The sequence below is a fragment of the Nocardia abscessus genome (assembly GCF_015477775.1).
GTDB classification, from domain to species: domain Bacteria; phylum Actinomycetota; class Actinomycetes; order Mycobacteriales; family Mycobacteriaceae; genus Nocardia; species Nocardia abscessus_A.
In genome coordinates this window covers 840,074-852,043 of record NZ_JADLQO010000001.1, presented here as the reverse complement: position 1 = coordinate 852,043, position 11,970 = coordinate 840,074, and the positions used below count along the sequence as shown (strand labels likewise).

Here is an 11,970-nt window from a genome sequence, read left to right as displayed (position 1 = left end):
TCGATGCCATGCCGGACACCGACGATGCCGACGAGTCCTTCCCCGACTTGCTGCGCACGCAGATCCGCCATGGATTCACCACAGCCCAGCAGTATCTCGCCGCCGCCGTGTACTTCGACGCCAGCAGACTGCCGCAGTTGGCCGGGCACGCCTACGGCCGCTCCCGCGAGCACTACGGAAATGCGCTGCGCATGGTGCAGTATCTGCTGGACCGGGATCTCCCGGTGCAGATCGGCGGGCTGGAGCCGATCGACTCGACCTTCGAAAGCCCGCGCGCGGCAACGGCGCTACTGCTCGAGATCGAGCAGATCCGCGGCGCCCAGATCAGCGGTCTGGCTCGCGCGGCACGCACCTCCGGTGACTATCTTGGCGAACGATTCGTCCGGTGGTTTCTCGAGGAACAGGTGAAGAACGTCGCCGGGATGACCACGTTGCTGTCGGTGATCGACCGCGCCGAAGGCCAGTTGTTCGACGTCGAGGAGTTCGTCGCCCGCGAGCTGCGTGGGCGGACGCGCACCGATATCCCGGCGCCGAAAATGGCAGGCGCAGCGAAGAATTAATTAGGCAACACTAGCCTCAATAAGGCTGTACTTGGATGACACACGACCTGACCAGCGCTAATGTCGATGCCATGTCCAGCCATCCGGAATCCCCCCGCAGCAAATTTCACAGCCTGTTGCACGATCAGATCCGGCATGAATTCAATGCCGAGCATCAGTACATCGCGATTGCGGTCTGGTTCGACAATGCCGACCTCCCGCAACTGGCCAAGCGGTTCTACAAGCAGGCGGTCGAAGAACGCAATCACGCGATGATGATCGTGCAGTACTTCCTGGACCGGGATATCAGCATCGAGATTTCCGGCATCGACGCCGCGAAATCGCGGTTCGAGAATGCCAGGGAGCCGATCGCGCTGGCGCTCGCCCAGGAGAAGACGGTCACCGAGCAGATCATCCAGCTGGCGAGCACGGCCCGAGAAGAGGGCGACTACCTCGGCGAACAGTTCATGCAGTGGTTCCTGAAGGAACAGGTCGAGGAAGTCGCGAACATGACCACCCTGCTCACCATCGCCGATCGCGCCGGGTCGAACCTGTTCGACTTGGAGGAATTCGTGGCCCGGGAAATGAGCGGCCCGAGCGACGCCTCCGGTGCGCCTTCGGTGGCAGGCGGCTCCGTCTAGGACGTTTGCCGGAGAAGGATGAACAGGCCCGGTTCCGCAAGCGGAACCGGGCCTGTCGCCGTTAACGGTTTCTTACCCGTCGAGTTGCCCCGAGCGCCTGCCCGATTTCGCCATGAACGACATTTCGGTGAGACTTCCCTAACTTCAGCAGGCCGGCGGCTATCGGAGCTCGCTATCGGCGGGGATCGTTTCTCCCGAATTCCCCGCCGATTCCGGTTCAGCGCAATGTGACCTGACGCGACCGCAGACCGTCGCGGGAGCGCCGCTCGTCGGCCGTCAACGGGGCGTCGACGGCCAGCGCCTCCGACAGGCGCGCGCCGAATTCGGTTGCGGGCTTCACCCATTCGTCGGGGTGCCGCTCACGGTCCAGATCGAACACCGGAACCAGCACGCCGTGCGTGCGGAACGACCCCGCGAAGCGGGAACCTTCGCCGAGGTTCAGGCCGCCCGAGGCGTGCACGCGGGCCAGCGCCAGCATGAGAGCGTCCTCGTCTTCGGGACGCACCCAGCGGATGTGCGCCTTCTCGCCCGCATCCACCCACCAGGCGGCGCCGATCGCGTCCGCGTCCAGCCCCAGCCGCGCCGAGGGCATGATCGCCTGCTTGGCCTGCTCGATGGTGGCGGCGACCTGTGGGTCCGGTTCGACACCCTCGGGCACCCACCAGTCGAAGTCCTGGTACACGGTCAGGTCCAGGCTCGCGGCGGGATCGATCACGTCGGCCAGCCGCGGCCCGCCCGCGACGCTTTCCACCGAGGTCAGCGAGTCACCTGGCTCGGCGGATTGAGTCCACAGGATCGCCGCGGCCAGATCGGCGGCCGGGTCCGCGCCCTGGAACTGCACCTGCGCGCCGACATAGCCGTTCGGCTCGTCACCGGCACGCACCAGCGCGGCCACCGCACCGGGCAGCACCGTGGCGAGCACGACCGGTCGTTCGGCCGCGACCGAGGGCGACAGCGTCAACCGCGCGGTGGCCGACGGTACGAATTCGCGCAGCGCGACCAGATCGCACTCCGCGGCCAGGCCCTCGAACGGACGCGTCACGGCCTGGGCCGCCTGCTCCTGCGCCGCCCGCCGCTCGGCGAGACGCTGCGCCCGGTTCCCGCCGGGCTTCGGACTGTTGCGCTTGCTCTTACCCACGAGGGGTCAACCTACACAGTGTTTAATCTGCCGCGCCTGCGGCGCGGCGTGTTCGCGGCCCTTTTGTGGCTCGGAACGGCGCATGCTCGGTCTCGCTTCGCTCGAAACCTGGGGTTCGGGTGGGCCGGTGACGTGGGGCGCCGAACCGCGCTACTCGCATTTCGAGGCAGTTCCGCGATACGAGCCACCCGATCTCCGCGCCCACGCCGTGCGCACCGCAGCCACCCGGACGTTGCCCAGTCCGCGAACGGCGCATGTTCGGTCCTTGCGTCGCTCGGCCCGAGGGTTGAGCTGGTGTGGTTACGCCCGCGCTGTGGGCGGATGCGGGAGTGCGCTCGTGCATCCTTGTCGCCCAGCTGAATTCGTTCAGGCGGCGGGGAGCAGTGACTTGGTTCGGCCGGGGTGGTTGGTGGCGACCCAGCTGACACCGAGGTCGGCGCACAGTTGGACGTCGTCCGGATCGTCGACGGTCCAGCAGTAGGTGGCGCGGCCCGCGGCGGCGGCCTTGTCGACCAGTTCGGGGTGGTCGCGCAAGGTCTTCACCGATGGGCCGACGGCGGTGGCGCCGACCGTCGTGGCCGCCGAACCGCCCAGGTAGCGCGATGATTCGCCGAGCAGAACGGTGGGCAGCAGCGGCGCGGCGCGGCGGATGCGCCAGACGGCGGTGGCCGCGAACGACATCACGACCGCCCGGGAATGGTCGGCCGAGGCGGGGGTGGCGATACCGAAGCGCTGCAACTCCGCGAGCAGCTTGTTCTCCACCAGCGCGCCGTAGCGCACCGGGTGCTTGGTCTCGATGAACAGCTTGGTCGGTCTGCTGCGCCAGTCCAGCACCAGGCTGATCAGCTCGCTGAGGGTCAGCACCGAGGCGGGCGATCCGTCGGCGCCGAAATCGAGCGCTCGCAGTTCCTCCAGCGTCATCTCGCTGACCAGCCCGCTGCCCGAGGAGGTGCGGTCGACGGTGCGATCGTGCACGCACACCAGATGCCCGTCCCTGGTCAGCCGGACGTCGCATTCGACGCCGTCGGCGCCCTCCTGCAGCGCCAGCTCGTAGGCGGCGAGCGTGTGCTCGGGGCGCGCCGCCGAGGCGCCTCGATGCGCGACGACGAATGGCGCGCGACTGCCCTGGCTCACTTGGCCATAACCTCCTTCTGCTCACGGTCCTCAGCACCGTTGTCGTCGTGCGCCGTGGCCGGCTCGGCGTGCGCCGGTTCGGCCGCGGGTTCGCGTGGATGCACCGGCTCGATCACCGGCACGGCGGGGTCGACGGCGATCAGCCAGCGGCGCGCGGTGCGGCTGCGACCGAGCAGATCGCGTCCCTCGATCGTGCGCAGGACCCACAGGGTCACCAGCGCGACCGCGGCGGCGACCGCGTCGGTGAACGCGGTGAACAGCACCGCGTCCGCTTTGGCCTGCAACGAGTCCGCGGTCCGCCACAGCAGCGCGGCCGCCGTGACGAGGCCGCCGAACACCCACGCAGCCCACCAGATCCGCGCCGCGCGGCGCGCCCGGGGATCACCCTGCAGCGTGGCGACTTCGCTCAGATAGACCCCCGGCCACAGCAGGTTGACCACCGGGACCAGGCAACCGAGCGCGAGCACACGCGGCGATCGCGGGTCGCGCCGCCCGGCGGCGGCGTAGGCCGACCGCCTGATCGCGATCAGCCGTCCGACGGTGGCCAAGGCCGCCGCCAGCGCGACAGCGATCGCGAGCACCCCGGTGCCGATGACGAACGCGTCGGAGGCGAAGAGTACTGCGGGGTGGATCAGACGTGTCCGGTTGCGCAGGAGAACCGCGTAGCGCGCCAGTTCGGCGACGGAGGCGAGCGCGAAGACGCACGCGGTCGCGACGAGCACCGTGGCCACCGCGTCGGTCAATCTGCCGAGCGGACGGCGTACCGCGCCCTCCGGCTGCGGTGGCGGGTCGACCAGGCCCCAGCGCGGCATCTGCGCGTATCGGGGCGTCCGGCTCTGGGCGGCCGAGCGGGCAGGCGGGTGCCCCCGGCGGACGCGGTGATCGGGTTTACGGGCCACCCAGCGGTAGTTGCGGCGCTCGGCGGGCGCGTCGATCGGCGCAGGCGAGAGGAGCACGCCGCGACAGCGCGGGCACCAGTGCATCGGGGCCCCTTGCACGGCCCAGCGCGCGCCGCAGCGCGCACAAGGTTGCACCACCGTACTCACCCGCGCACCTCGTTCTTTCGTCAGTAGATCTTCGCCTCGTGGTCGCCCTCCGCGACCAGCGGCCGGCCGGCCTGCTGCCAGGCCACCATGCCGCCGCGGACCTGGATGGCCTCGTAGCCGATATGCGTGAGGTACTCCACCACCTGGAGGGAGCGGCCGCCCTGCCTGCACACGACATACAGTTCCGCGTCGTAGGAAAGCTCGTCGATCCGGGCGGGCACATCGACCATCGGGATGTGCAGCGCGCCTGGGGCGTGTCCGAGCTGCCACTCGTCGTCCTCGCGGACGTCGAGCAGGATCGGTCGCGGCGTGTCGGCCGACGCGGGCGCGCTGCCGTCGAATTCGGCAGGCACGTCCTCCACCGTGACCGACGGAACGTGGGGGCTCGTCACAGATTCGATCCTGCCATGGGCGGCGAGCGGCCGTGCAGTTCCATGCCCGGGGAGGAGCCTCGACAGCGAGCTACGACTTCAGGTATGTTCTCCCCTCCGGAACTCGACCGAGCCCCCGCTCGATGCGGGTTGTGCATAACTAGGTCGAAGTTATCCACATAATCCACAACCTGATCCACAAGGGGCGGCCGTCGACGGCGTTTTGCCGGAAGTGCCGGGCCAACAAAGCAACCGCTCGGCTATCTTTTTGGGGCAATAACCGACTTTCGGTCTGTACTCAGCACTCTATCGGGGTTGGACGACGGATCAACCCCCAGGCGAGCGATGCGAATGGCCGATCCGGGACTCCCCTCCATATCCATCCCGGAGCGGCCATTCGTCGCCGACATCGGAACCCGCGGCCGAAGAGGTTCCGATATCTACTTGGACGGGGCGCGAGCGCGTTCGGTTCCATCGATTTCGGAACGCCGCCGAAATACCGCGATCCGGCGGTGGCGCTCGGTAGCCTGGGCGCATGAACGTGAGCAGGGGGCTACGCCACGGAATGGACACCGCAGGTCTCAACGTCGCGCTGTCCGAGGCCACGTGCCTCGGCCTCGCGGTCGACGAGACCGCCAACGAACTGCGACTCGACCTCGAAGTGCTGACGCTCCCCGAGGAGGGGACGGCGGCCGAGGACTACCGGGTGCAGGTGACGTTCACCGGCGTGAGCCGGGTCGCCGCGTCACTGCGCACGCAGCACTGGGACGACTTGGAACCCCAGGTGCTGCCGCTGCAACTGGACGGCCTGGACGAGGCCATCCGCAGTTTCGGCGGCGGGCGGCTGCACGGCTGGGAGTTCATCGATCTCGATGACAGCGGGTGGGCGCTGTGGAGCGAGTTGCTCAGCTTCGACACCCGGATCGATGATCACGAATCCACGCACGTTCTGGAGTTCTCCCAGGAGGAGGGCATCGATCCGCGCGAGCTGGATGTCCGCGTGTGGTTCGACGACATCGTCGTGCACGATTCGCGGGGCAAGCAGATCCCGCTGACGGACTTCGTGGCGGGCGGCGCGCGATGGTGGCGGGCGCACGATGCGGGCGATCCACGGGCAACCCGTCCGGGTATCGCTCCGCCGCTGTGATCGGGCTATAGGGAACACTGGGCGATCGGACCGCACGCCCGCGGGAGCGGCCGTGCGGTTTCGCGCCGGGCTCAGGCGCCCAGGCCGACCGGGCAGCTCACTCCGGTGGCGTGCACCGGGCAATACCCTCCGGGGTTCTTCGCCAGGTACTGCTGGTGGTATCCCTCGGCGTAGTAGAAGGCTGCCAACCCGGGCAGCGGCGCGATCTCCGTGGTGATCCGGCCGTATCCCGCCCCGGCGAGGCGCTTGCCGTAGGCCTCGGCGGTGGAGCGGACCAGCGCCGCCTGCTCGGGGCCGAAGGTGAAGACCGCAGAACGGTATTGGGTGCCGCGGTCGTTGCCCTGGCGCATGCCCTGGGTGGGATCGTGGTTCTCCCAGAAGTGCTGCAGGATGCCCGCATAGTCGATCACCGCCGGATCGAACGCGACGAGCACCGCTTCGGTGTGACCCGTCCGCCCGCTGCACACCTCTTCGTAGGTGGGGTTCGGCGTGAACCCGCCGACGTAGCCGACCGCGGTGGTGTAGACGCCGTCGAGTTCCCAGAAGCCTTTCTCCGCGCCCCAGAAACACCCCATCGCGACGACCGCGAGCTGTAGCCCGCCGGGAAACGGCGGGCGGATCGGGTGACCGTTGACGTAGTGGGTATCCGGCACGTCGAGCGGCTCCGCCCGGCCGGGGAGGGCCTGCTCGGGCGCGACCATGACGGGTTCGGGAAGGCTGAGCCGCCCGACTAGTTCGTCGTACCACGACATGGTTCGATGCTACGCGTGCGTTTCCTGTGGTGCCGATGTGCGTGATGTGACGGGACGCGACCTGTCCCGTGTGAGCGGCGCCACCGGAATGTGCGGAGGTCGGCCCAGGTTGGAATCGACCGGGTGTACGAATGATGGTTGGCTGTGCACGGAACAACGGGCACAACCAGCCCGACATAGGAAGGGACATCGTGGCTGAGTACACGCTGCCAGATCTGGATTACGACTACAGCGCCCTGGAGCCCCACATCTCCGGGCAGATCAACGAGCTTCATCATTCCAAGCACCACGCCGCGTACGTCGCCGGTGCGAACACCGCGTTGGAGAAGCTGGAAGCCGCTCGCGAGTCGGGCGATCACAGCGCCATCTTCCTGCACGAGAAGAACCTCGCGTTCCACCTGGGTGGGCACGTCAACCACTCGATCTGGTGGAAGAACCTCTCCCCCAACGGCGGTGACAAGCCGGTCGGCGACCTGGCCGCGGCGATCGACGACCAGTTCGGTTCGTTCGACAAGTTCCGCGCGCAGTTCACCGCCGCGGCCAACGGTCTGCAGGGCTCCGGCTGGGCGGTGCTCGGCTTCGACACCCTCGGCCAGAAGCTGCTGACCTTCCAGCTCTACGACCAGCAGGCCAACGTTCCGCTGGGCATCATCCCGCTGCTGCAGGTCGACATGTGGGAGCACGCCTTCTACCTGCAGTACAAGAACGTCAAGGCGGACTACGTCACCGCGTTCTGGAACGTGGTGAACTGGGCCGACGTCCAGGAGCGCTTCGCCAAGGCGACGTCGCAGGCCAAGGGCCTCATCTTCGGCTGAGCCGACTCGGTACACCGGAACCGGGTCCGCGAATCCGTCGCGCCACGCGCGGCTGGGTCGCGGGCCCGTTCTGTTCTCCGGCGACGCGGGCGCTTTGCCGGGAACCCGGCCCACCCGTCGCGGAATCGGACTCGGGGAGGTCGGGCCCGATTCGCGGCGTGCGCAGCCCGATTGCTTCCTGCCCGGCCTCCGGCTGTCCGATTGGCACTCTTTGGTACTTGTGTGCCAGGTGACTCGTGGTTCATATTCGGGAAATCCACACCAAAGGGACGGGCAAGGTCGCCCCCGGTTCGACAAACGGGAGGCAGAAATGCGCACGAACGAACCGATCGGCATCACGCCGTTTCATTCGCGCGGGTCGCTGCGGGGCTTCGTGATCTCCGGCCGCTGGCCGGACACCACCAAGGAATGGGCCCAAGTCCTCGTGCTCGCGGTGCGCGTGGCCACGCTACCCGGGCTGCTGACCACCTCCACGGTGTTCGGAGTCCGTGAGGACCTGCCCGACGACCCAGCCCCGGGCACGGTCGGCCTGGTGCTGGCCGAAGGCCCCGTGCTGGGCGAGGAAGCGGTGGAACCGGGCCGTTTCGCCGAACATGTGCCACCCGCGTTGCTGATGCTGCATCCGCCGTCGGAAACCCGCCCGTCGCTCCCCGAGTGCACCGGCGCGGCATCCGGTTGCGTCCTGCTGCCCGGCGTACCCCATCTGGGGCTCGAGCACCGCGCCGCCTGGGTCGAGGCCGAGTCGGACGGAACGGTCACTTCGCTGGTCAGCCGGGTCGGACTGGACCCGATCAGTGATCCCGACACCGCGGTTCTGGCTATGCTGCTGGCCGCGTGAGGGTAACCGAAATTCGCCGGTTGGATCGCCAAACTTATTGTGCGCATTGCGATTTCGACTACAGCGGGTTGGCAAGCGCCGACTCGGCGGGGTAGAGTCGGCTGCAGCGAAGGGGAGTAGCCCCCAATCGCACAGTCGACATACTGACCCACCGGTTCATCCGGGCTCGGGTCCGGCTGTGTGAACCGGCATCCGTCCGGTGGGCGAGACCTTCGGCCTGGACAACCATTTCGTTGTCGGCCGGAGGCTACCCGTATCTCCAGCCGGCAGGCCGGAGACCTGGGAGCCGCCACACATGATCGCCACCGTCTTGCTGAGTATCGGCATCGTCTTCCTCGCCGAACTGGGCGACAAGTCGCAGCTGATGGCGCTGACGTTCGCGCTGCGCTATCGCTGGTGGGTGGTGCTCGGCGGCATCGCGACGGCCTCCGCCGCGGTACATCTGATCTCGGTCGGCGTCGGCCATTTCCTCGGTGCGGCATTGCCCACCACGGCGATCTCGCTGATCGCCGCCATCACCTTCCTGGCCGTCGGCCTGTGGACCCTGCGCGAGCACTTCGGCCCCGGCGACGACGATCCCGCGCCGAAGACGCCGAGGGCCGCCGGCGCGCCGTTCTTCGTGGTGCTGTCCGCGTTCCTGCTCGCGGAGCTGGGCGACCGGACCATGTTCGCGACCGCCGCGCTGGCCACCGACTACGACTGGGTGGGCGTGTGGCTGGGCTCGACCATCGGCATGGTCGCCGCCGACGCACTCGCCATCGCGGCAGGCATCCTGGTCGGCAAGCACCTGCCGGAACACGCGATCGGCATCGGCTCGGGCCTGCTGTTCCTCTATTTCGGTGCGGCCACCCTGCTGGGCGCGGCCACACCCGCGCTCGGCGGCGCCGCCGTCGCCGGTATCGCGACGATCGCTCCCGCACTCGCCGGCGCGGCGCTGTTGCTCACGCGGATGGCTCGCCGAACGAGTCGAGAGCGGCTCCATACAGTCCGCCACCCCGCCGCAACAGATCCAGCAGCGGTTCCCGCAGCGCGAGCAGACCGGCCGAGTCCCCCGCCGCGATCCGAGCGGTGACCATCGAGCCCACCGCGGCGGCCAGAGTCTGACAGGCGAAGCGCTGCTGCTGGGTCCGCGCGTCGAGCACGGCGGCGATCAGCTCGACGAACCGTTCTTGCAGCTGGGCTCGGCGCGCGATGGCCGCGGATCCCACCGCGAAGACCTCGACCAAGAACAGTCGCGCGCTGGCCGGGTCGTCCACCAGGTATTGGAGGTAGGCGCGGAAGATCCGGTCCATTCGAGCCATGGGATCCGTGTCGCCCGGCGCGTCGTCTTCCGTCTCGGTGGCCTCGGCGATCCGGTCGAGCAACAGCTGCACCGCACGCTCGTACGCGGCCTCGAAGCAGTCCTCCTTGGAACGGAACTGCTCGTAGAAGGTCTCCCGCGACACGCCCGCCCGCTTCAGGATCGCCGCTACCGACGTCCCGATGTAACCGTTTTCGGCCATGGCCTCCGCCGTCGCGACGAGGATTCGCTCGCGCTGTGAGGCGATCACCTGCTCCCGTGGGAGTCCGTGCCTACCTCGGGGGAGGCGTGCGCTGATGGCCGATTCGGTCATACGGTGACTCCGGTGTTCGGTCGAGCTGACTGGGCTGCTCCATTCTGCGCGGTCGGTTCTGTGCATCCGGTGCACAGGGTGCGCGGCGGGGCGGGCTCACGCGCCCGGACGGCACAGCGCCCACGATGTGACCGTACCACCGGAGAACAGTCGCGTTCGCAAATAGTTTGCCAGCGGGCAACGGGGCGAGGGAGCCGTGCGGGGCCACGCGCCCGGCACCGGTTAGGGTGCAATTGACGAAGGGCCAACTGGCTGTCACGAACGAGAGGACCATCGTGGAGATTTCGGGTTCCGCCGCCATTGTCACCGGAGGCGCATCGGGCCTCGGCGCCGCCACCGCCAAGCGTTTCGCCGATCTCGGTGCCACCGTCTTCGGACTCGACGTACCGCAGTCGATCGAGCGCGCCGGCGACAGCGTGCCGGACGGGGTCACCCTCATTCCCGCCGATGTCACCAGCAACGACGAGGTCGCCGCCGCCGTGGCGCAGGTCGTCGAATCGGGCGCGCCGCTGCGCATCGTGGTCAACTGCGCCGGTGTCGGCTGGGCGGGTCGCATCCTGTCCAAGAACGGCCCGCACGATCTGGAGCTGTTCCGCACGGTCATCACGGTGAACCTGCTCGGCACCTTCAACGTCATGCGGCTGGCCGCCGACGCGATCGCCAAGACCGACGCCGTGGACGAGTACGGCCAGCGTGGCGTCGTCATCAACACCGCCTCGGTCGCCGCGTTCGAGGGCCAGATCGGCCAGATCGCCTACTCGGCCTCCAAGGGTGGCGTGCACGGCATGACCGTTCCGGCCGCACGCGACCTGGCCCAGTTCGGCATCCGGGTGAACACCATCGCTCCCGGCATCATCGACACCCCGATGCTGGCCGGCGTCACCGAGGAGTACCGCAAGGGCCTCGAGGCGGGCGTGCCCTTCCCGTCCCGCCTGGGCCGTCCGGACGAGTACGCGCAGCTGTCGCAGTACATCGTCGAGCACGACTACCTCAACGGCGAGACCATTCGCATGGACGGCGCGCTGCGCATGGCCCCGCGCTAACTGCACTGCTATGCCCCGGCCGCGCGCGGTCCTTCTCCGGAAGGGCCGCGCGCCGCTGTCTGTCAGCCCTGCGGCTTGTGCCCGATGCCCAGGTACGCCGTGGTGGACAACGGACAGTTCGGCCGGTACTTCTCGGCCAGAAACGCCTTCATGAGCGCGGCCCGCCGAGCCCACACCTCCGCGCTCACGCTGTGGCGCATGAGCTCCAGCGGGGCGCTGCTGCGCACCATGGCCTCCCACATCTGCTCCGGGCTGTCGAAGGTGAGCGCGATCGAATGCCGCTGGATGGACACGGCTTCGAAACCCGCGCCGCGCATCTCGGATTCGAAGACCTCCGGATTCTCCAGGCTCAGGAAGTTCGGCTGCGGCTCCTGGATATTCGGGTCGGCCGCGGTCAGGGCGCCGAACATCATCCGCATCAGCGGCGAGTCCGCGATCGGCGCCCAGCTCGACACCACAGCTGTGCCGCCCGGCCGCAACACCCGGAACAACTCGGCGAATCCCCGGGCGCGCTCAGGGAAGAACATCAGTCCGAACATGGAGAACCCGGCGTCGAACCGGTCGGATTCGTACGGCAGATCCTGCCCGTCACCCACCCGCGCGCGGACATTCGTCCACCCCGCGGCAGCGGCGTCCTTCGCCAGCCGCGCGATCATCGGCTCGGAGAAATCGATCGCCTCGACCTCGGCCACATAGCCCGCGGCCAGCAGACTGAGGGTGCCCGGTCCCGCAGCGACGTCCACGATGCGCGCCTGCGGCGACAGCGAGGCGAACTCCAGCGCCCGCGCCGAGAACGGTCGCATGATGGCGGGCGCGAACTCGGCATATCCGTCGGCCACGAGATTCCACGGCTCGGCGACGGCAAGCGGGTTTGCGGACATGTTGTGACGATC

General features: G+C 68.3%; 13 protein-coding genes and 1 pseudogene. 7 read left to right on the top strand and 7 right to left on the bottom strand.

What is annotated here, in order from left to right:
• Positions 1-8: 8 nt before the first annotated feature.
• Together IU450_RS04000 and IU450_RS03995 are read left to right on the top strand one after the other, a co-directional pair.
• Entirely contained in the window at positions 9-560 is a 552-nt protein-coding gene (locus IU450_RS04000; RefSeq protein ID WP_195148363.1) for a ferritin, read from the top strand.
• 71 nt (positions 561-631) lie between these two features.
• The gene (locus IU450_RS03995; protein WP_043717673.1) at positions 632-1,180 is read left to right on the top strand and encodes a ferritin; all 549 of its coding nucleotides are present in this window, start codon (positions 632-634) and stop codon (positions 1,178-1,180) included.
• A gap of 217 nt (positions 1,181-1,397) precedes the next feature.
• Here IU450_RS03995 and IU450_RS03990 read toward each other — a convergent pair whose 3' ends face one another.
• The 4 genes from IU450_RS03990 to IU450_RS03975 all read right to left on the bottom strand — a co-directional run bounded on the left by IU450_RS03990 (position 1,398) and on the right by IU450_RS03975 (position 4,890).
• Complete coding sequence (locus tag IU450_RS03990) at positions 1,398-2,318, bottom strand: DUF5926 family protein (RefSeq protein ID WP_195148362.1); 921 nt, start codon at positions 2,316-2,318, stop codon at positions 1,398-1,400.
• A gap of 366 nt (positions 2,319-2,684) precedes the next feature.
• Complete coding sequence (locus IU450_RS03985) at positions 2,685-3,452, bottom strand: glycerophosphodiester phosphodiesterase (RefSeq protein ID WP_195148361.1); 768 nt, start codon at positions 3,450-3,452, stop codon at positions 2,685-2,687.
• Positions 3,449-4,435: a DUF4328 domain-containing protein gene (locus IU450_RS03980; RefSeq protein ID WP_195148360.1), complete on the bottom strand. Its 987-nt coding sequence runs from the start codon at positions 4,433-4,435 to the stop codon at positions 3,449-3,451. The genes IU450_RS03985 and IU450_RS03980 overlap by 4 nt, the downstream gene beginning before the upstream one ends.
• 83 nt (positions 4,436-4,518) lie before the next feature.
• Complete coding sequence (locus IU450_RS03975; RefSeq protein WP_181724597.1) at positions 4,519-4,890, bottom strand: rhodanese-like domain-containing protein; 372 nt, start codon at positions 4,888-4,890, stop codon at positions 4,519-4,521.
• Between the two features lie 514 nt (positions 4,891-5,404).
• On the opposite strand from IU450_RS03975, the gene IU450_RS03970 reads away from it, so the two are divergent.
• Complete coding sequence (locus tag IU450_RS03970) at positions 5,405-6,016, top strand: hypothetical protein (RefSeq protein ID WP_228826284.1); 612 nt, start codon at positions 5,405-5,407, stop codon at positions 6,014-6,016.
• A gap of 71 nt (positions 6,017-6,087) precedes the next feature.
• Here IU450_RS03970 and msrA read toward each other — a convergent pair whose 3' ends face one another.
• Positions 6,088-6,768: a peptide-methionine (S)-S-oxide reductase MsrA gene (gene msrA, locus IU450_RS03965; RefSeq protein WP_195148359.1), complete on the bottom strand. Its 681-nt coding sequence runs from the start codon at positions 6,766-6,768 to the stop codon at positions 6,088-6,090.
• Between the two features lie 191 nt (positions 6,769-6,959).
• Between msrA and IU450_RS03960 the strand changes: the two genes are divergently transcribed.
• From IU450_RS03960 to IU450_RS03950, 3 genes are all read left to right on the top strand, one after another.
• Positions 6,960-7,583: a superoxide dismutase gene (locus tag IU450_RS03960; RefSeq protein ID WP_195148358.1), complete on the top strand. Its 624-nt coding sequence runs from the start codon at positions 6,960-6,962 to the stop codon at positions 7,581-7,583.
• A gap of 310 nt (positions 7,584-7,893) precedes the next feature.
• Positions 7,894-8,421 (top strand): peptidase, encoded by a 528-nt coding sequence (locus IU450_RS03955; RefSeq protein WP_195031157.1) that lies wholly within the window; start codon positions 7,894-7,896, stop codon positions 8,419-8,421.
• A gap of 295 nt (positions 8,422-8,716) precedes the next feature.
• On the top strand, positions 8,717-9,493 hold the full coding sequence (locus tag IU450_RS03950; protein ID WP_195148357.1) for a TMEM165/GDT1 family protein: 777 nt from the start codon (positions 8,717-8,719) through the stop codon (positions 9,491-9,493).
• 325 nt (positions 9,494-9,818) lie between these two features.
• Here the strand turns inward: IU450_RS03950 and IU450_RS40520 are convergent.
• Positions 9,819-10,034 (bottom strand): annotated as a pseudogene (locus IU450_RS40520) (helix-turn-helix domain-containing protein); the annotation flags it as partial.
• A gap of 275 nt (positions 10,035-10,309) precedes the next feature.
• Here IU450_RS40520 and IU450_RS03945 point away from each other — a divergent pair.
• Positions 10,310-11,077, top strand: coding sequence for an SDR family NAD(P)-dependent oxidoreductase (locus IU450_RS03945; protein WP_195148356.1), 768 nt, complete (start codon positions 10,310-10,312; stop codon positions 11,075-11,077).
• Positions 11,078-11,139: 62 nt separating this feature from the next.
• Here the strand turns inward: IU450_RS03945 and IU450_RS03940 are convergent, their stop codons facing one another.
• Entirely contained in the window at positions 11,140-11,958 is an 819-nt protein-coding gene (locus IU450_RS03940; protein WP_195148355.1) for a class I SAM-dependent methyltransferase, read from the bottom strand.
• Between the last annotated feature and the right edge of the window lie 12 nt (positions 11,959-11,970).